The sequence below is a fragment of the Streptomyces sp. NPDC005408 genome, from assembly GCF_040606445.1.
Lineage (GTDB): Bacteria > Actinomycetota > Actinomycetes > Streptomycetales > Streptomycetaceae > Streptomyces.
In genome coordinates this window covers 62170-81638 of the sequence record NZ_JBEXEX010000024.1, presented here as the reverse complement: position 1 = coordinate 81638, position 19469 = coordinate 62170, and the positions used below count along the sequence as shown (strand labels likewise).

The 19469-nt window shown below is 69.0% G+C and carries 14 protein-coding genes; 6 read left to right on the top strand and 8 right to left on the bottom strand.

Features of this window, described 5'->3' with window-relative positions; genetic code table 11:
* Positions 1-12 precede the first annotated feature (12 nt).
* The 3 genes from ABZS64_RS22665 to ABZS64_RS22655 all read right to left on the bottom strand — a co-directional run bounded on the left by ABZS64_RS22665 (position 13) and on the right by ABZS64_RS22655 (position 6403).
* The gene (locus tag ABZS64_RS22665) at positions 13-1053 is read right to left on the bottom strand and encodes an ABC transporter permease (protein WP_355832441.1); all 1041 of its coding nucleotides are present in this window, start codon (positions 1051-1053) and stop codon (positions 13-15) included.
* An 839-nt stretch (positions 1054-1892) separates the two neighbouring features.
* Positions 1893-3767, bottom strand: a complete 1875-nt coding sequence (gene typA, locus ABZS64_RS22660; protein WP_355832438.1) for a translational GTPase TypA — start codon at positions 3765-3767, stop codon at positions 1893-1895.
* 263 nt (positions 3768-4030) lie between these two features.
* Complete coding sequence (locus ABZS64_RS22655) at positions 4031-6403, bottom strand: ABC transporter family substrate-binding protein (RefSeq protein WP_355832435.1); 2373 nt, start codon at positions 6401-6403, stop codon at positions 4031-4033.
* A 320-nt stretch (positions 6404-6723) separates the two neighbouring features.
* Between ABZS64_RS22655 and ABZS64_RS22650 the strand changes: the two genes are divergently transcribed.
* From ABZS64_RS22650 to ABZS64_RS22625, 6 genes are all read left to right on the top strand, one after another.
* A complete protein-coding gene (locus ABZS64_RS22650; RefSeq protein WP_355832433.1) occupies positions 6724-6963 on the top strand; it encodes a hypothetical protein in 240 nt (79 codons plus the stop codon).
* 9 nt (positions 6964-6972) lie between these two features.
* Positions 6973-7794, top strand: a complete 822-nt coding sequence (locus tag ABZS64_RS22645) for a hypothetical protein (RefSeq protein ID WP_355832430.1) — start codon at positions 6973-6975, stop codon at positions 7792-7794.
* 18 nt (positions 7795-7812) lie between these two features.
* Complete coding sequence (locus tag ABZS64_RS22640; protein WP_355832427.1) at positions 7813-9741, top strand: fumarate reductase/succinate dehydrogenase flavoprotein subunit; 1929 nt, start codon at positions 7813-7815, stop codon at positions 9739-9741.
* Complete coding sequence (locus tag ABZS64_RS22635) at positions 9738-10511, top strand: succinate dehydrogenase/fumarate reductase iron-sulfur subunit (RefSeq protein ID WP_355832424.1); 774 nt, start codon at positions 9738-9740, stop codon at positions 10509-10511. The genes ABZS64_RS22640 and ABZS64_RS22635 overlap by 4 nt, the downstream gene beginning before the upstream one ends.
* A gap of 90 nt (positions 10512-10601) precedes the next feature.
* Entirely contained in the window at positions 10602-12782 is a 2181-nt protein-coding gene (locus tag ABZS64_RS22630; RefSeq protein ID WP_355832422.1) for a TPM domain-containing protein, read from the top strand.
* A 41-nt stretch (positions 12783-12823) separates the two neighbouring features.
* Entirely contained in the window at positions 12824-13534 is a 711-nt protein-coding gene (locus tag ABZS64_RS22625; protein WP_355832419.1) for a PspA/IM30 family protein, read from the top strand.
* A gap of 5 nt (positions 13535-13539) precedes the next feature.
* On the opposite strand, the gene ABZS64_RS22620 is transcribed toward ABZS64_RS22625, so the two are convergent.
* The 5 genes from ABZS64_RS22620 to ABZS64_RS22600 all read right to left on the bottom strand — a co-directional run bounded on the left by ABZS64_RS22620 (position 13540) and on the right by ABZS64_RS22600 (position 19388).
* Entirely contained in the window at positions 13540-16107 is a 2568-nt protein-coding gene (locus ABZS64_RS22620) for a SpoIIE family protein phosphatase (RefSeq protein ID WP_355832416.1), read from the bottom strand.
* Positions 16108-16276: 169 nt separating this feature from the next.
* Positions 16277-16693, bottom strand: a complete 417-nt coding sequence (locus ABZS64_RS22615) for an ATP-binding protein (protein ID WP_355832414.1) — start codon at positions 16691-16693, stop codon at positions 16277-16279.
* A gap of 187 nt (positions 16694-16880) precedes the next feature.
* Positions 16881-17291 (bottom strand): (deoxy)nucleoside triphosphate pyrophosphohydrolase, encoded by a 411-nt coding sequence (locus tag ABZS64_RS22610; protein WP_355832412.1) that lies wholly within the window; start codon positions 17289-17291, stop codon positions 16881-16883.
* A gap of 18 nt (positions 17292-17309) precedes the next feature.
* A complete protein-coding gene (locus tag ABZS64_RS22605; RefSeq protein ID WP_355832409.1) occupies positions 17310-17492 on the bottom strand; it encodes an SPOR domain-containing protein in 183 nt (60 codons plus the stop codon).
* A 174-nt stretch (positions 17493-17666) separates the two neighbouring features.
* Positions 17667-19388 (bottom strand): hypothetical protein, encoded by a 1722-nt coding sequence (locus tag ABZS64_RS22600; RefSeq protein ID WP_355832406.1) that lies wholly within the window; start codon positions 19386-19388, stop codon positions 17667-17669.
* Between the last annotated feature and the right edge of the window lie 81 nt (positions 19389-19469).

Genomic DNA, 19469 nt, shown 5'->3' with positions numbered 1-19469 from the left:
CACCCATGGACGTCACCGTCCGGTCTTGGGGTCGAACGCGTCCCGGACTGAGTCACCAAGGAGGTTGAAGCACAGAACGAAAACCACCAGGGCGACACCCGGGAAGATCATGAACGCCGGGTCCTGCTCGTAGATCCCGGAGCCGATCGCGAACATCCGCCCCCAGTCGGGGGTGGGTTCGACGAAGCCGACACCGACGTACGAGAGGAACGCGATGCTCAGAATGGAGCTGGGCAGCGTGTAGGTGCCCTGCACAAGGATCGGCGTGACGATGTTCGGCAGGATCTCCTTGCGCACGATCCGCCACCGCGAGGCGCCCGAAACCTTGGCCGCCTCCACGAACTCCCGCTCTCGCAGGGAGAGTACGGAGCTTCGAACCAGACGGGCCATGCCCATCCAGCCGAGGAACCACATCACCAGCAGGATCGCGACGGCGCGCAGGTAGGTGGGGGTCTCGTCCGCCGGAGAGACGAACAGCGCGGTCACGACGGGCATGAAGGCGATGAAGAACAGCTGGCTCGGGAAGGCGAGGAAGAAGTCCGTCGTCCGGCCCAGCCAGTAGTCCACCCGGCCGCCGAAGTAGCCGCCCACCATGCCGATGATCACGCCCGTGCCCACGCTGAGGAGCGTGAGGACGAGCGCCATGTACAGCGAGGTGCGCATGCCGTAGAGCAGCATGGTGAACACATCGCGGCCCAGGTTGGGTTCGACACCGAACCAGAAGTCGCCGGAGATGCCGCCGAAGCTGCCGGCGGGCATGGCGAAGTCGTCGAGCAGGTTCGCGTACTCCGGCTTCGTCGGGTAGAGCGTGTAGGGATCCTTGCCGTACAGGGCAGAGATCACCGGCGCCAGCGCCGCGACGACGAAGAAGAACAGCACCACCCAGGCGGAGATCACACCCGTGCGGTCGCGCTTGAAGCGCGTCCACATGAGCTGGCCGGGTGAACGGCCGGTGGGAGCCTTGGCACTGTCCGCGGCGTCGGTCTTGGTCGCGGTGTCTTTGTCCAAGGTGACAGAGGCGTCGGTGCCCTCGGTCTCAATTGGACTGGTCATGATGTGTCCATTCACGGGTGTCGGGTGACCCGCGATCCTGCACGCTGTGACGGCCGAGCGGTTTGCACTCGAAGGTCATGGCTGCTGTGTGACGATCCCCCGCTGCCGTCCGCCACCCTCGACGGGTGCGGCCGCGTTACCTCATGCCCGAGGGAGTACCCGGGGCATGAAGGCTGGAAAGAGCGTCAGTAGAGGTGGGTTCCACCCCTCAGGAGCGCGAGCCGAGCGGTTGACCGGGTCTCAGAATCGCCGGCCGCTGCCAGCGACCTGACCGGATGAATTGCGCTGGAAATGTCCGGCCGTACGAGCCATCTGTGACGACCCGACCCCACTGGCGCTCAAGGCACCGCGCATGGGTTCCTCCTCATGAGTCCACGTATTCACTGCAAGGTTGGGCACTTGACACCCGCCGACACCCCTGACGGCGAAGAGCAGTACCCCGTGTGCTCGTGAGTCGGCGCTCCCCAAAGCGCATGACCCGTTGACCCGAGCTCAGTGAAGCCAACTATTGGGTAAGTTCGGGCCGTAAACCACACTTAAAGCATCTCGTTTTGGCAACATCACCCCACCTCAGAGGCCCAAAATTCGGACAAAGGGATCGCAGACAGACACCCGCGAAACGGACTGTTAATACAGGTTTCCGGTGAGCAACGTCCGATAGCCGAACAAGTGGGGTAAGAAAACCTGTTGACGGACAGCCTGGGACTCAGGCACCGTTCGCCCGGTTTCCGGGGCGTCGGACACACGCAAACGGCCCGGACGACCCCCGCAGTGGGGTCGTCCGGGCCGTTCCCGTCGGACGGTCGGACATGCCGGCGCACGAGGGCGCCCGCGGTACGTCAGTTGCGCTTGGCGCGCGAGGCCGTGCGGCCGCGCTCCTTCTGGTCGAGGACGACTTTGCGGATACGCACGGTCTCCGGGGTCACCTCGATGCACTCGTCCTCGCGGCAGAACTCCAGGGACTGCTCCAGCGACAGCTTCCGTGCCGGCACCACGTTCTCGGTGGTGTCCGCGGAGGCGGCACGCATGTTGGTGAGCTTCTTCTCCTTGGTGATGTTCACGTCCATGTCGTCGGCACGCGAGTTCTCGCCGACGATCATGCCCTCGTACACCTCGGTACCGGCCTCGGTGAAGATGACACCGCGCTCCTGGAGGTTGACCATCGCGAACGGCGTCACCGAACCGGAGCGGTCCGCCACCAGCGAGCCGTTGTGACGGGTGCGCAGCTCGCCGAACCACGGCTCGTGGCCCTCGAAGATGGAGTGCGCGATGCCGGTGCCGCGGGTCTGGGTCAGGAACTCCGTACGGAAGCCGATGAGGCCGCGGGACGGGACGATCCACTCCATGCGGATCCAGCCCGAGCCGTGGTTGGTCATGGTCTCCATACGGCCCTTGCGGGTCGCCATCAGCTGCGTGATGGCGCCGAGGTGCTCTTCGGGGGAGTCGATCGTCATGCGCTCGATCGGCTCGTGCACCTTGCCGTTGATCTCCTTGGTGACCACCTCGGGCTTGCCGACGGTCAGCTCGAAGCCCTCACGGCGCATCTGCTCGACCAGGATCGCCAGCGCGAGCTCACCACGGCCCTGGACCTCCCAGGCGTCGGGGCGCTCGGTGTCCAGGACGCGGAGCGAGACGTTACCGATGAGCTCCCTGTCCAGGCGGTCCTTCACCTGGCGGGCCGTGACCTTGTGGCCCTTGCCGCCCTTGCCGACCAGCGGCGAGGTGTTCGTACCGATGGTCATCGAGATCGCGGGCTCGTCGACCGTGATCAGCGGGAGCGCGATCGGGTTCTCGGGGTCGGCCAGAGTCTCGCCGATCATGATGTCCGGGAATCCGGCGACCGCGCAGATGTCGCCCGGGCCCGCCTTCTCGGCCGCCCTACGGGTGAGCGCCTCGGTCATCATCAGCTCGGTGATGCGGACATTGGACTTCGTGCCGTCACGCTTGATCCACGTGACGGTCTGGCCCTTGCGCAGCTCGCCCTGCTCGACACGGCACAGCGCGATACGGCCGAGGAAGTTGTCGGCGTCCAGGTTGGTGACGTGGGCCTGGAGCGGCGCGGCCTCGTCGTACTCGGGAGCCGGGACGTGCTCGAGGATCGTGGTGAAGAACGGCTCCAGGTTCTCGCTGTCGGCCGGGACGGTGCCGTCCTCCGGCTTGGTCAGCGAGGCGACGCCGTCACGGGCACAGGCGTAGACGATCGGGAACTCGATCTGGTCCTCGTCCGCGTCCAGGTCCAGGAACAGGTCGTAGGTCTCGTTGACGACCTCGTCGATCCGGGAGTCCGGGCGGTCCGTCTTGTTGATGCAGAGGATGACGGGCATCCGGGCCTGCAGCGCCTTGCGGAGCACGAAGCGGGTCTGCGGAAGCGGGCCCTCGGAGGCGTCGACGAGCAGGACGACCGCGTCGACCATCGACAGACCGCGCTCCACCTCGCCGCCGAAGTCGGCGTGGCCGGGGGTGTCGATGATGTTGATCGTGATCGGGGCCCCGCCGGCCTTGGGGTGGTACTTCACGGCGGTGTTCTTCGCCAGGATCGTGATGCCCTTCTCACGCTCCAAGTCGTTCGAGTCCATCATGCGGTCGTCGAGGTGCTCGGCATCGTGCGCGGCGAAGGCGCCGGCCTGCTTCAGCATGGCGTCGACCAGGGTGGTCTTGCCGTGGTCGACGTGGGCGACGATGGCAACGTTACGGATGTCGTGGCGCGTGGGCATGCTGGCTGGCGCTTCTCTCGATCGTGGGATCAGGCGTCTGACTGTCGTAGCCTCGTCCGCCCGCCGGGCGGACACGCCACGGCTAGTCCCATGGTACGGGGCCGCCGCGTCGGGGGCTTCCCGGGCCGATCGGGAGCGGGATCCTGCGTCAGTGGGGAGCGGTGGAACCGGGATGAAAAAGCCTGGGTCAAGGGTGAAACGATCCTGCCCGCCGGCGGCACCGGCGGGCAAGGAACTTGAGCCACTTCTGAGGTTGTGACCCGCTACTTCTTGGTGTTCTTCGGCGCTCCCGAGGTGGGCTTCTTGAAGCCGATGTCCTGGTAGCGGGGTGCGCCGAAGCCGAAGGCCCCGGCGTTGGCCACTCCGGTCCTGGCCGCGACCAGCTCGGGGCGCTGATAGAGCGGGATGGACCCGGCCGCCGCCCAGATCCGGGCGTCGGCCCTGCGCACCAGGTCACGGGCCGCGTCCTCGTCCAGCTCGGCGACCGCCTGGTCGAAGAGCTGGTCGATGTAGTCCGAGCCGACACGGGTGTAGTTCTGCTCCACCAGCAGCGAGCCGTCGGTGGCGGGCTCGGGCTTGGCGTAGATCGGGCGGGCGTCCGTCGCCGGGTAGGCGGTGGCGGGCCAGGAGTACAGCGCCATGTCGTAGTCGCCCGATGCGATGTGGTCCTTGAAGTAGCTGTCGTCGGAGACCTTGGTGATCTCGGTGTGCACGCCGATGCGGTCCAGCATCTGCGCGATCTTGTCGCCGACGGTGCGCAGCGCCTCGGAACCGGGGCCCGAGGGGAGGACGAAGCGCAGGTTGAGCGGCTTGCCGTCCTTGCCGATGGGGCCGCCGGCGCGGGCGGGGGCGGCGGTGCCGCGCGGTGCGTACGCCCCGGCGACCGGGCCCTTCCCCTCCTGGGCGCTCGTCCTCGGCCCGGTGGCTCCGTCGTCCAGCGACTCGGCCTGGCGCTGCACGGCCATGCCCTGGAAGGCAGCGGCAGGTGCGGGGGCGAGGATGTGCGTACCGGCTGCGCCGCCCTCGTGGCCGTGGCCGGTGCTTGCGGGCTTGTTGTCGTCGCCGACGATGTACAGCCCGTCGTCGGAGGCGACGTCCTCTTCCTTCTTGGCCGCTGCCTTGGCCGTTTCCTTGACGGCTTCCTTCGGCGCCTGCTTGGAACCCGCCTTGGGTACTGCCGTGCCGGGAGCCGCGCTGCCGACAGCCTTCTTCTTGTCGGTTCCGCCCTCGCCGCCCGCCTTGGCCGGGGCGGGCTTCATCCGCGCACCGGCGGGCGTCCAGCCCGCGTCGGCGAGCAGTGCCTGCGCCTCCTCGGTGTTCTGATCGCCGAGCGCCCCGCTGTTGTCCTTGTACGCGCGCTGACCGGCCAGCGCCAGATGGCTCCCGGGCGGGGTGGCGGGCAGGCCGAGCGGGGTCAGTACGGCCTCGGCCAGCTCCTTGCGGTTCAGCGCACGGGCCACGGCCCGGCGCACCCGGTCGTCGGCGAGCGGCCCGGACTCACCGTTCAGCGCTAGCTGGGTGTAGGCGGGCTCCAGCGACTTGCGCACCACATAGCCGCGCAGGGTCTTCTGCTCGGTGGCGTACTCACTGATCGCCTCGGCGGTCTGCCTGCGGGCCTTCTGGGCGGCCTGGGCCTTCGCCTCGTTCGAGCCGTTCGCCAGTGCCCAGGACTTGAGCGCCGCGGACGGGGTGACGGCGGCGCCGGGACCATGGGCGGGCTGCTGGCCGCCGGCGCCCTTGTCCTTCCGCGCAAGGGCGATGCGGTCCGCCGTGCCCCGGTCGATCTCCGCGAGATCGAGGCTGCCCGCCGCGAGGGCCGCCGCGCGCTTGTCGCGCGGCACGGCGGTCAGTACCAGCTGCTCGAGCTTGGCCTCCTGCCCCCACCAGCGCGGATTGCGTACGAGTGTGGCCGTCCCCGCCTTGGGGTCGAGGCCCTTCAGCTGGAAGGGACCGGCGGTCGCCTTGAGCATGGTGCGTGCGCCGTCGTTGAAGGAGGCGGGGGTCCCGGTCACGTCCTTGGGGTAGAGCGGCGTGAAGAGGGACTGCCAGTCCGCGTACGGCTTCTTGAAGGTGATCTTGACTTCGAGGTCGTTGGCGCCGCGCTCGATCTTCTCGATCCGCTCGTAGCCGGCGTTGCGGGCCGTCCAGTACGCCGAGTCCTTGCCGCTCAGCGCCCTCCACTGCGCGACGAAGTCGGCCGCGCCGATCTCCCGGCCGTCACTCCACACCGCCTTCTGGTTGAGCTTGTAGAGGACGACCTGCTTGGGCTCACGCTTGACGATCTTCGCCGACTCGACGAAGTCGGGATTGCGCTGCGGGCGGCCGCTCCGGTCGAGGGTGAAGAGCGAGGGCAGCACCGCCCCGGCGATACGCGTCGTGGCGGCGTCGGCATCCGCCTGGAAGGTGTTGAGCGTGGTGGGCATCGCGTCGATCGCCCAGCGCAGCGTGCCTCCCTCGGCGACAAGGTCCCGCCCGGCGGGCGCGATGTCCTGCGCAGCGGCAGTGGCATCGCTCTCAGCTTCGCCCGAGCTGCAGCCCGACAGGACGGGCAGGGCGAGCACCCCGCTTGTGAGCAGCGCGACGGAACGGAGCGTCCGGGAGCATGTCCTCCCGCGTGGCGCGTCGACCTCGGACATGGCTTGTACCTCATCGTCCTGTTTTGCGGAATTTAGAGATGATCACACCGATTCCCGTCCACTGAAGTGGACGAAGCGCGACACTCGGCGACGACACGACGTGAGCCACTTCAAGGCCACCCGTGCGGCCCAACGAAGAAGCGGACACAGTGCGGCCAAAGGGGACAAAATGGGGGGAGTGAGGTTCGAACCACAAGGGGCGCGCTGACAGCGCATGCGCCAGGAATCCCTGCACGTCCCTTCACAAGCGGGGATGTGACGCGCGACACTCGCAGGCGCATGAGCGATGCCACCGCACCCTGCGGAAGTGAGGGCAAGTCATGTCCCAGCAGGAAGATCTGACGGCGATCCAGCAGCGCCTCGACGAGCTCGTCCAGCGTGTAGGCGACCTGGAGCGGACCGTCGATCAGCTGCGTGGCGCCGGACCGGCCGCGTCCGCCGAGTCGAAGAAACCCGAGCGCCCCGAGCTGGTCACCATCCCCGACGTGCCGTACAACCACGCCCTGTGGACGGACTCCGACGACGAGGGCCTGGGCGTCCAAGACCGGCACGCCCCCTAGGAGATCTCGTTGGCCACAGGCACTGAACCACCACAAATCAATACAGGCGTGCATGGCGCGACGCGCGCCGCCATCAGCCCCCGACATCTGCGGACCGACCGCTGGTGGCTGGCGCCCGCGCTGACCGCAGCCGGGCTGCTCGCCTTCATCGTCTACTCGACCTGGCGTGCATTCGCCAACGCCGACTACTACGCGGCGCCGTATGTCTCGCCGTTCTACTCCCCCTGCCTCGCGGAGAACTGCGAGACGATGCGGGGCGGCCCCAACTGGGAGATCTTCGGCAGCTGGTGGGGCCTGTCCCCCGCGCTGCTGATCCTGATCTTCCCGCTCGGCTTCCGGCTGACCTGCTACTACTACCGCAAGGCCTATTACCGGGGCTTCTGGGCCTCACCACCGGCCTGCGCGGTCGCCGAGCCGCACAAGAAGTACACCGGCGAGACCCGCTTCCCGCTCATCCTGCAGAACATCCACCGGTACTTCTTCTACGCGGCGGTACCAGTCGCCTCGATCCTCACGTACGACACCGTGCTCGCCTTCCGCGACGAGCACTACGCGTGGGGACACATGGGCCTCGGCACGGTCGTCTTCGTGGTCAACATCGTGCTGATCTGGGCGTACACCTTCTCGTGCCACTCCTGCCGGCACATCATCGGCGGCCGGCTCAAGCACTTCTCCAAACACCCGGTGCGCTATCGGCTGTGGGGCTGGGTCGGCAGGCTGAACGAACGGCACATGCTCCTCGCATGGGCGTCGTTGATCAGCGTCGCGCTCGCCGACTTCTACGTCTATCTCGTCGCGTCCGGTGCCTTCGACGATCCGAGGTTCTTCTGATGGGTGGGGCGTTCTGACATGACGCAACTCGAACGGCAGCAGTGGGACGTCGTGGTGGTGGGCGCGGGCGGCGCGGGTCTGCGGGCCGCCATCGAGGCGCGCGAGCGGGGCGCCCGTACGGCGGTGATCTGCAAGTCCCTCTTCGGCAAGGCCCACACCGTGATGGCCGAGGGCGGCATCGCCGCCTCCATGGGCAATGTGAACGCCGGTGACAACTGGCAGGTGCACTTCCGCGACACCATGCGCGGCGGGAAGTTCCTCAACCAGTGGCGGATGGCCGAGCTACACGCGCGCGAGGCGCCCGACCGGGTGTGGGAGCTGGAGACCTGGGGCGCACTTTTCGACCGTACGGCCGACGGAAAGATCTCCCAGCGCAACTTCGGCGGGCACGAGTACCCGCGCCTGGCGCACGTGGGCGACCGGACGGGCCTGGAGCTGATCCGTACGCTCCAGCAGAAGATCGTCTCACTGCAGCAGGAGGACTACAAGGAGACCGGCGACTACGAGTCGCGTCTGAAGGTCTTCCAGGAGTGCACGGTCACCCGCGTCCTCAAGGACGGGGGGAGGGTGAGCGGCACCTTCTGTTACGAGCGGGAGTCCGGGCGCTTCTTCGTCCTGGAGGCGCCGGCGGTCGTCCTCGCCACCGGCGGGATCGGCAAGTCCTTCAAGGTGACGTCGAACTCCTGGGAGTACACCGGCGACGGGCACGCTCTGGCGCTGCTCGCGGGCGCTCCGCTGCTCAACATGGAGTTCGTGCAGTTCCATCCGACCGGGATGGTCTGGCCGCCGTCGGTGAAGGGGATCCTCGTCACCGAGTCGGTGCGCGGCGACGGCGGGGTGCTGCGCAACTCCGAGGGCAAGCGGTTCATGTTCGACTACGTCCCCGACGTCTTCAAGGAGAAGTACGCACAGTCGGAGGAGGAGGGCGACCGCTGGTACGAGGACCCGGACAACAACCGGCGTCCTCCTGAGCTGCTGCCCCGCGACGAGGTGGCCCGCGCCATCAACTCCGAGGTGAAGGCGGGCCGCGGCTCCCCGCACGGCGGCGTGTTCCTGGATGTCTCCACCCGGATGCCCGCCGAGGTGATCCGGCGCCGGCTGCCGTCGATGTACCACCAGTTCAAGGAGCTGGCGGACGTCGACATCACGGCGGAGGCCATGGAGGTCGGACCGACCTGCCACTACGTGATGGGCGGCATCGCCGTCGAGTCCGACACTGCGGCGGCGGTCGGGGTTCCCGGCCTCTTCGCCTCGGGCGAGGTCGCGGGCGGGATGCACGGCTCCAACCGGCTCGGCGGGAACTCGCTCTCCGACCTGCTGGTCTTCGGCCGGCGGGCAGGTCTGCACGCGGCCGAGTACGCCGACGGGCTGGCCGAGCGGCCGCCGGTGGAGGAGTCCCAGATCGACGCGGCCGCGGCGGAGGCACTGCGTCCGTTCAGCGCCGAGGGCCCCGAGGCGGGCGCGCAGCCCGAGAATCCGTACACCCTCCACCAGGAACTCCAGCAGACGATGAACGACCTGGTCGGCATCATCCGGCGCGAGGCGGAGATGGAGCAGGCGCTCGACAAGCTGGCGGATCTGCGCGTGCGGGCGCGGCGCGCCGGGGTCGAGGGCCACCGGCAGTTCAACCCCGGCTGGCACCTCTCGCTCGACCTGCGGAACATGCTGCTCGTCAGCGAGTGCATCGCGCGGGCCGCGCTGGAGCGCACCGAGAGCCGCGGCGGACACACCCGCGAGGACTGCCCGGCCATGGAACGCGACTGGCGGCGGGTCAATCTGATCTGCCAACTGATCGATTCCACGGGCGGGTTGGCGGCCACCGATCCGGTGCGCGGCCAGATCGACCTCGTACGGAAGACGACCGATCCCATCCGTCCCGACCTGCTCGCCCTCTTCGAGAAGGAGGAGCTGGTCAAGTACCTCGCCGAAGAGGAGCTCTACGAGTGAGCAGCTACACAGCGGCCTTCAGGGTCTGGCGGGGCGATCAGGAGGGCGGGGATCTTGAGGACTTCTCCGTCGAGGTCAACGACGGCGAGGTCGTCCTCGACATCATCCACCGCCTCCAGGCCACCCAGGCCTCCGATCTCGCGGTCCGCTGGAACTGCAAGGCGGGCAAGTGCGGTTCGTGCAGCGCGGAGATCAATGGTCGGCCGCGGCTGATGTGCATGACCCGGATGTCGGTCTTCTCGCGCGAGGAGACGATCACGGTGACGCCGCTGCGGGCGTTCCCGGTGGTGCGGGACCTGGTGACGGATGTGTCCTTCAACTACACGAAGGCACGGGAGGTCCCCTCCTTCGTGCCGCCGCCGGGCGTGAAGGCGGGTGAGTACCGCATGCAGCAGATGGATGTGGACCGCTCGCAGGAGTTCCGCAAGTGCATCGAGTGCTTCCTGTGCCAGGACACCTGCCATGTGGTGCGCGACCACGACGAGAACAAGGCGGCCTTCGCCGGTCCGCGCTTTCTGATGCGGGTGGCGGAGCTGGACATGCATCCGCTGGACGCGGCCGCCGAGACGGGCCTGGACCGCAAGAAGACCGCCCAGGACGAGCACGGACTCGGCTACTGCAACATCACGAAGTGCTGCACGGAGGTGTGCCCCGAGGGCATCAAGATCACTGACAATGCGCTGATCCCGCTGAAGGAGCGGGCGGTGGACAAGAAGTACGACCCGCTGGTCTGGCTGGGCAACAAGATCCGCCGGCGGGAGGAATCGTGACGGTGCCGGTCGGGCAGCGTCCGGCACGGCACCGTCCCGGCGGGCACCGTCCGGTCGCGGAGGTTCACCGGCCGACATAGCCTCCCAAATGTGACGCGAATAGCCACCCGGGCCCTCCTGGCCGCGCTGGTGGCGGCGTGGTGGCTGGTCGTGCCCGCCGCTCGATGCGCGCTCGCCGACGACCCGGTCAGCCTGTCCCGTGAGGGTCAGGCCACCGACCGGGTCGGGGCCCTGGGCGACCGGAAACCGCAGGTCACCGAGGCGCTCGACCGGCTCTACGACGATCGTCGGCTGCAGCTGTTCGTCGTGTACGTACGGGACTTCTCCGGCCGGTCCGCGCAGGAATGGGCGAACGCCACCGCGCAGAAGAACGGCCTCGGCCAGAACGACATCCTCCTCGCGGTCGCGACGCACGACCGGCAGTACGCGTACTACGTGGACGCCGACTCGCAGCTCACCGACGCACAGCTCGCGGACGTCGCGGGCACCGCGATCGAGCCCGCGCTGCGGCAGAACGACTGGGCGGGCGCGGCGATCGGGGCCGCGAACGGCTATGACGCCGAGGTGGGCGGACAGCCCGTGCCCGCGCCCGCCATCACCCCCGGCGAGGCCGACCCGGGCGGCACGGGGGCCGGGACGGGGGCCGGTGACCTGGTGCTGCCGATCGCGGTCCTCGGCGGGGCCGGCGCGCTCGCCGCGTACAGCTTCGCCAAGCGCAGAAAGCGGGCCGCGACCCGGACCACGCCCCAGGGCGGCCAGGAGGGCTGGGGCACACCGCAGCAGGCGCGGGAGAAGCCGCTGGCCGAACTCGACGCCGAGGCCAGGCAGACACTCGTCGACACGGACGACGCCCTGCGCACCAGCCAGGAGGAACTCGGCTTCGCCACCGCCCAGTTCGGGGAGGAGGCGGCCAAGCCCTTCCATGAGGCGGTCGACTACGCGAAGAGTGAGCTGACGGCGGCGTTCCGGCTGCGTCAGCAGCTCGACGACGCCTACCCGGAGGACGACGCGACCCGCCGCCGGATGCTCGACGAGATCGTTTCGCGGTGCGCGGAGGCCAACAGGCGCCTCGACGCGGAGTCGGAGGACTTCGACCGGCTGCGGGCCCTGGAACACAACGCGCCGCAGGCCCTCGCCACGGCCGAGGCTGCCTACGACGACCTCGGCGGACGCGTCGTCACGACGCAAGCGACGCTCGGAGTGATGCGCGAGCGGTACGCACCCTCCGCGGCCGCACCCGTCGCGAGCGACGTCGAACAGGCCAAGGACCGGCTCGTCTTCGCGAAATCCAGCCTCGACGAGGCGCGCACAGCGGTCGACGCGGCCGACAACGGCGCGGCCGCCGTGCAGATACGGGCGGCCGAGGGCGCACTCGCGCAGGCGACCCGGCTCATCGAGGCCGTGGACCGGCGGGCGCAGGAGCTGGCGGAGGCGGCCGGCAAGCTGCCCGGCGCGCTCACCGAGGCGGACACCGATCTGGCCGAGGCGCGCGGACTGCTGAAGGGCACGCCGGAGGGGGTGTCGACGGCCGACCTGCAGGGGCGGATCGCCCGCGCCGAGACGGTGGTCGCGGAGGTACGCAGGGAACAGGAAGCGGGGCCGTACGACCCGATCGACGCGTTGCGCCGGGTCGAGGAGGCGGACGCGGCACTGGACGAGGCGCTGGCGGGGGCGCGGGAGAACGAGCAGGGGCCGCGGCGTGCCCGGGCGCTGCTGGACCAGGCGATGCTGGGCGCGCGGTCGACGGTCGGCGCGGCGGCCGACTACATCACCACGCATCGTGGGGCGGTCGGCAGCGAGGCCCGGACGCGGCTGACGGAGGCACAGAGGCGGCTCGAGCGGGCGCGGGAACTGGCGGGAGCGGACGCTTCGGGCGGCCCGGGTTCGGGTTCGGGTTCGGGTTCGGGTTCGGGTTCGGGTTCGGGTTCGGGTTCGGGCGATCCGCAGGGTGCGCTGGCCGAGGTGCAGCAGGCGGACGCGCTGGCGCGGCAGGCGCAGAGCCTGGCGGAAAACGATGTGCGGGCGTACGGGAACCCATTCGGCCCGGGCGGTGTACAAGAAGCAGGAAGCGCGCGGGGCGGGCTCGGGGGCGCGGTGCTCGGCGGGATCATCCTCGGCGGACTGTTCGGCGGCGGAGGAAGGGGCGGGGGATATGGCGGGGGTTTCGGAGGGGGTCGTGGAGGGGGCTTCGGGGGTGGCGGCTTCGGCGGCGGGCCCGGCAGCTTCGGCGGCGGGGGCACGCGCGGCCGGATGGGCGGCGGCCGCTTCTGATCCAACTCCCCATTTCCATAAGGTGTTCAAGGAGAAGTGCCATGACCAAGCAGACCATCCTCGGCCGTGTCGCCCAGCTGGCGAAGGCCAATATCAATGCCCTGCTCGACGAGGCGGAGGATCCGCAGAAAATGCTGGACCAGCTCATCCGGGACTACACGGACAACATCAGGGAGGCGGAGCAGGCGGTGGCCACGACCATCGGCAATCTGCGCCTGATGGAGCAGGACCACCAGGAGGACGTGGACGCGGCCAAGGAGTGGGGCGAGAAGGCGCTCGCGGCCAGCAGGAAGGCGGACGAGCTGCGCGGCGCGGGGCAGAGCGCGGACGCGGACAAGTTCGACAATCTGGCGAAGGTGGCGCTGGGCCGCCAGCTCCAGTCCGAGAAGGAGGCGAAGACCGCCGAGCCGACCATCGCCTCTCAGACGGAGGTCGTGGACAAGCTCAAGTCGGGCCTGGACCAGATGAAGACGAAGCTGACCGAGCTGCAGGCGAAGCGGGACGAGCTGGTGGCGCGGGCCAAGTCCGCGCAGGCGCAGAACCGGATGATGGACGCCGCCAAGAACATCAATGTGCTCGACCCGACGAGCGAGTTGAGCCGGTTCGAGGACAAGGTGCGGCGCGAGGAGGCGAAGGCGATGGGCAAGCAGGAGCTCGCCGCGTCGTCGCTGGACGCCCAGTTCGAGCAGCTGGACAGCCTGGGCGACAGTGCCGAGATCGACGCTCGCCTGGCTGCCCTCAAGGCGGCGTAGCGCGGTCAGAACATGCTCAGAAGCTGTTCGACCGTGGGTTCCGCCGTCGAGTCCCCGTCGGGCAGGGCGAGTTCGAACCAGACCGTCTTGCCGCGCGGGGTCCGGCGCGAGCCCCAGGCCGCGCTCAGCAGCCCGACCAGCTGCAGTCCACGGCCGCCCTCGTCGGTCTCGCGCGCTCGTCGCCGTCTCGGCTGTACGAGGCCCGCGTCCCAGACCTCGCAGACGAGGGTGCGGTCGCGCAGCAGGCGAAGCCGTATCTCGCCCTCGCCGTACCGCAGGGCGTTGGTGACGAGCTCGCTCACCAGCAGCTCGACCGTGTCCACGAGCGCCTCGAGGTCCCAGGTGACGAGCTGGGCGCGGGCCAGCTCGCGGGCCCGGCCCACCGAGCGGGGCTCGCGTGGCAGCCGCCAGTCGCCGACGGCGTCCACGGGCAGCCCCTGGATACGGGCCATCAGCAGCGCGATGTCGTCCTCGCCGTGCCGGGTGTCGAGGGTGTTCAGCACATGGTCACAGACGTCTTCGAGCGGGCGCACGGGATCGGTGAGTGCGGTGCGGAAGGCACGCAGTCCCTCGTCGAGAGGGTGGTCGCGGGATTCGACGAGCCCGTCGGTGTAGAGAGCGAGGAGCGCGCCCTCCGGGAGCTCTACCTCGACCTCCTCGAAGGGTTCGCCGCCCACGCCGAGCGGCATCCCCGGCGGCACATCGAGCAGCAGCGCCTCCTCGCCCGGTTCGACCAGGACGGGCGGCAGATGGCCGGCGTTGGCGAAGGTGCAGCGCCGGGTGACCGGGTCGTAGACGGCGTAGACACAGGTCGCGAGATAGACCTCGGAGAGGTCGGCGTCGCGGGACTTGTGGGCGACGCGGGAGGCCTGCTGGGCGCCGCTGGGGCTGCCGAGACCGCGGGCGATCTCGTCGAGCGCGGAGAGCACCTCGGCGGGCTCCAGGTCGAGCAGCGCCAAGGTCCGTACGGCGGTGCGCAGTTCACCCATGGCAACCGCGGCCCGCAGACCGCGGCCCATTACATCGCCCACGACCAGGGCGGTGCGGTGGCCGGGCAGTTCGATGACGTCGAACCAGTCACCGCCGACCTCGGTGGCCGTGTTGCCGGGGAGATAGCGGCAGGCGATGTCCAGACCCGCGGCCTCGGGGTCGCCGGGCGGGAGCAGGCTGCGCTGGAGGATGAGTGCCCGCTCGTGCTCCCTGCGGTAGAGCCGCGCGTTGTCGATGCAGACGGCGGCGCGGGCGGCGAGCTCGATGGCGAGCGCCTGGTCCCGCTCCCCGAAGGGCTCGCTCCCCTTCGTACGGGAGAACTGCGCCATGCCGACGACGGTGTCGTGCGCGACCATCGGCACGGCGAGCGTGGACTGGACGAGACTGCCGTCCTCGCCCGGGATCGACTGGACGCGGGCCGTGCGCAGGGCTCTCGCGCAGGGCGAGTTGAAGGTGTAGCGATGGACCGCGCCGACCTCGGTGGGGGCGCTGCCCTCGGGGCTGCAGCCCGGAGTGGCCACCAGCGGTGCGTCGGAGACGGCGCTGGCGAAGGCGACCCGGCGCAGTTCGGCGCTCCCGGCGCCGCCGCCGTAGCCCTCGGCGTGCGGGGACCCCCATCTGCCGGGAGGGGCCTCGTCGCCGGTCAGAAGCCCCTGAAGGAGGTCGACGGCGGCGAGGTCGCAGAAGCCGGGGACGGCGACGTCGAGCAGTTCGCGGGCCGTGGTCTCCAGGTCGAGGGAGTTGCCGATGCGCGCGCTCGCCTCATTGAGGAGGGCGAGATTGCGGCGGGCGCTGGCGGCCTCGCGGGCGGCGATATGACGGCGGGTGACATCGGTGCCGATCCCGGCGACGCCTATGGGCCGCCCGGATCCGCTGTGCACGCGGTAGAGGTTGATCGACCAGTGCCTGCGGTCCGTGCTGCCGGGTGCCGCGCCGACGATCTGGAGGTCGATGGCGGATTCGCCGGTCTCGAGCACCCGGCGCAGCGAGGCGTTCATCCGGTCGCCCTCGGCGCGGGAGAGATAGTCGTGGACGGTGCGTCCGCGGTGATCGTCGGCGGCACCTCCGAAGACGGTCGCGAAGCGCTGATTGGCGCGCTGCACGGTCAGATCCGTACCGAACAGGAGGAAGCCAAAAGGAGATTGGCCGAAAATGGCCTGCGAAGCGGCAAGATCGGTCTCGATCCGTCGCAGGGCGCGGACGTCGACGACGATACAGAGCGCAGCCTTGTCGCCGCTCTCCGTCTCACTCGGCATCACATAGACCTCGGCGATACCGTGCCCGCCGCCCGCCCCAGGCATCCGGAAGGGGACGAGGCCCGTCCACTCCTTGCCGTCGAGTATCTCGGCAACGTGCCGGTGGCCGCGCGGGCGCAGCTCGGCGGGCATGAAGACCTCGACCGGGTCCTTGCCCCTGACCTCGTCTGCAGTGATGCCGAAGAGATCAACCGCGCGCCGGCTCCACTGGTCGACCAGCCCGTCGGGGCCGATCGAGAAGGAAGCCACCTTGATGTAGTCATAGATCGAGCCAGGCGGGCTGCTCTGCCATACGACATTGCTCGCCGTCTCAGGTATTTCGCTCACGCGACCGTCCCCTCCAGCTCACCGCACCGGACCGGCCATGACCGCAGTATTCAGTACTACGGGCGCGACCGACACGGCGTTCACGATCACAGCACGGTCTCGTTCATTTTCGGCCTTGTCCCGGCCAGGTCGGACCCGTGCGCGGCGAGATCGTCGTCCCCCCACACTTCTAACCAGTCAGAGCGAGCTCGAACCACACGGTCTTGCCCGTTCTCCCCCGCCTGGTTCCCCACCTACGAGCGGAACAAGCCACCAGTTGAAGCCCGCGTCCGCCCTCGTCGTCGGGGAGCGCGCTGCGCTCGGTGGGCGGATCCGGAAGGGGATCGGAGACTTCCACCAGCAGCGTGGGGGTGGTGTCGCCCGGTTCGGGCCGGACCAGCCGGACCCCGATGGGGCCCGATGCGTACCGCAGAGAGTTGGTCACCAGCTCGCTGACCAGCAGTACGGTCATGTCGCCGATCACCGAATCCAGTCCCCAGCGTCGCAGGGTGTCGCGCACGGCGTGCCGGGCGATGCGCACGGCGTCGGGCTCCGCAGGGAAGGCCCATTCGACGCATTCACCTTCGGTGTCGATCACGCCGCTCACTTCCCCAGACCAGCCCCAGACCCAGCAGACCCGCGTCCTATTTAGGGGGGTTAATCAGCACATACCCGATATTCGGGGGGAGGTATCGCGACCGGCGCAGCAATGGGCGCACCGTGGCACGAACGGCGTAGGCGTCGGTCGCGCGCGCCGTCCCGCCCACTTTCGCGCAGCTCACCGTTCAGGCAGCTCACCCCTCAGGCAGCTCACCTTCACGAAGGAGGCGCGCGGCCTCCGCCACGGCGGGCCGGTCCGGGTCGAGCCAGTCGACGGCATCGGTCTCGTGCGGCGCGAGCCAGCGCAGCTCGTCATGGTCCTCCAGCGGCCGGGGCTCCCCGGAGAGCAGCCGGGCCGTCCACACCTGAAGGACATAGCCGGGCTTGAGCGGCCACTCGCCGGGGATCCGCTCCAGCGGCTCGGTCTCGACGCCCAGCTCCTCGCGCAGCTCGCGCACCAGCGCCTGCTCGGGGCTCTCCCCCGGCTCCAGCTTGCCGCCGGGCAGTTCCCAGCGGCCGGCGAGCTCCTCGGGTGCGCTGCGGCGCGCGGCCAGCAGCCGCCCCTTTTCGCACACCGCTCCGGCCACCACGACACGATCCTTCATGCGCCGGAGCGTACTGGGCTAGTGCGTCGTCTGGCCTATGCGCTCGACCCAGTAGAGCTGCTTGTGTCCACGGCCGTCGAGAGTGTCCACGATCTGCTGGGCCTCGTCCTGAGTGGCGTACCGCCCGACGCGGTAGCGGTTGCCGTTGTCGTCCTGCCGTATGACAAGCCAGGGGAGCAGAGCGCCGCCGCCCTCGTTCATCGCGCCCCTCCCTCGGCCGGCCCGGATGTCTGTAAGGATCGCCAGGAAACCGCAGTACGCATATGCCCGAGCCTACGCCTGACCTTTACTCACCGGATACGGATTTACACAAAGAGATATGAAAGAGGGGCGCACCCGTCTGGATGCGCCCCTGCTGGCCGATTCCGGCCCTGTTTACGCCCCGCGGGCCGGCATCGTCGGCACCGGCATCAGTACCGGACCGGCCGCCGGGCTTTCCGCCGAACCGCCCGCCGGATCCTTGCGGCAGATGTCCCCGCACTCCGAGTCCAGCGAGCAGCACAGCGAGCAGATCGGGCCCGAGTGGACCGGGCAGTCCGCGATGTCGGGCAGCTCGTAGGCGGTCTCGCACACGGCGCAGGTGTGGGTGGCGGTGATGTCGTCGATCTCGACGCCGGGGCCGTTCACCGGATTCGGGCGCGCCAGGTAGTACTTCCCCTTGGTCGCCCAGGCGATCAACGGGCAGAGGACGAGGGCGAGTCCGGCGGCGATGAAGGTCGAGAACGCCTCGGCGTACGTACCGAAGAGCCCGAAGAAGGCCAGAATCGATACGGTCGACGCGATCACCATCGCGCCGAAGCCGGCCGGGTTCACCGAGTACAGATACGCCCGCTTGAACTCGATGTAGCTGGGGCTCAGCCCGATCCGCTTGTTGATGACAAGATCCGCGGCCACTGCCGCGATCCAGGCGATGCCCACGTTCGAGTAGAAGCCGAGCAGCTTGCCCAGCATCGCGAACATGTTCATCTCCATCAGCGTCAGCGCGATGGCGAGGTTGAGGAAGATGTACCAGACCCGGCCCGGGTGCTTGTGGGTGATACGGGAGAAGAAGTTCGACCAGGACAGCGAGCCGCTGTAGGCGTTGGTCACGTTGATCTTGATCTGGGAGACGATCACGAACAGCGCGGCGGCGGGCAGGGCGACCGAGCCGAGCCAGGGCTTGAGCGCCTCGATCTGCGGGGCGATCGGCTCCAGGGCGTGCGTCTTGCCGACGGCCTCCAGCGCGACGAAGGCGAGGAATGCGCCGCCGATCTGCTTGGCGGCCCCGATGATGACCCAGCCTGGCCCGGCGCCGAGGACGGCGAGGTTCCAGCGGCGCTTGTTGGCCTCGGTCTTGGCGGGCATGAAGCGCAGATAGTCGGCCTGTTCGCCGATCTGGGCGATGAGGGAGAGCGCGACGCCCGTGCCGAGGCCGAAGCCGATCCAGGAGAAGCCCGAGCCCGCCCCCTCCGTACCGCCGAAGGAACCGAACGCACCCCAGGCGTCCGGGGCTTCGAAGGCCAGCACCACGAAGGGCAGCACCAGGCCGATGATCCAGACCGGCTGGGTCCATGCCTGCACCTTCGCCAGCGCGCCCATCCCCCGGAAGACGATCGGGATGACGATCAGCGTGGTGACCAGATAGCCGAACTCGACGGGCAGTCCGACGGCCTGGTGCATGGCCTGGGCCATGATCGAGCCTTCGAGCGCGAAGAAGATGAAGGTGAAGGAGGCGTAGATGAGGGAGGTGAGGGTCGAGCCGAAGTAGCCGAAGCCGGCGCCGCGCGTGACGAGGTCCATGTCCAGGCCGTACGTCGCACAGGCCCGGGCGATCGGTATCCCGGTGAGGAAGATGATCACCGCGGCGGTGAGGATCGAGGCGAGGCCGCTGGTGAATCCGTAGGTGAAGACGATCGACGCACCGATCGCGAAGTCCGCGAGATAGGCGATGCCGCCGAGCGCGGTGCCCGCGACCATCGCGGGCGACCAGCGCCGGAACGAGTGCGGTGCATAGCGCAGCGAGTAGTCCTCGCGGCTCTCGTCGGCGGCGAGCTTCGCGTAACTGCGCCCGGGCGGCTGCTCCGGAGCCTTTGTGGTGGGGGTGGCAGTGTCCGTCATCTGTGACATCCCGTTCGTCAGTCCGGTACGCGGGTACGGACGGGAAGGTAGGAGCGGGACATGACGGCACGTCGCAGGGGG